Genomic DNA, 473 nt, shown 5'->3' with positions numbered 1-473 from the left:
CTATTCTTTTTACAACTGGATCTTCTAAAATAAAGTTCTCGTTTAATAAATTTTCTATTTCTTTTAAATTTTTATCATTAAAAGCACTGATATATTTTTCAGTCAATTTTTTAAGCATTCTTAATCCTTTCATATTCATTAATTTTTACATGAGAATAAAAAGTAAAATAACGATTTTCATCAATTGGTATATTTATAATTTTTTTATTTTGTAAAATTAATTCATTTAACGTTGAAGCAATAAAATATTTTCCTTGATAATTAACATCTTTTTTAATCATACTAAAAGCTGATTTTATAAAATATTCGGCCTTATTAAAATAATAAAATCCTGCTATTGCATTTTTGCTTGCAGGTTTTTTTTCAAAAGCTTCCAAAACAAAGTTGTCTTTATCACATTTTACATAAGCCCATCTTGGATGAATACTTTCAAAACTTAAAACACCTGCATCATTTAAAGATAATTCTAAGAT

2 pseudogenes are annotated in these 473 nt (G+C 22.2%); both read right to left on the bottom strand.

The features are described from left to right. Positions 1 to 118 (bottom strand): annotated as a pseudogene (locus JG677_RS09125) (nuclear transport factor 2 family protein); the annotation flags it as partial. Continuing rightward, positions 111 to 473: pseudogene (locus tag JG677_RS08585) on the bottom strand (glycosyltransferase family 2 protein); the annotation flags it as partial. The pseudogenes JG677_RS08585 and JG677_RS09125, both read right to left, overlap by 8 nt.

Source organism: Campylobacter sp. TTU-622, assembly GCF_016598965.1.
In the GTDB taxonomy this organism is placed as follows: Bacteria; Campylobacterota; Campylobacteria; order Campylobacterales; family Campylobacteraceae; genus Campylobacter_D.
This window is presented reverse-complemented; position numbering and strand designations above follow the sequence as displayed.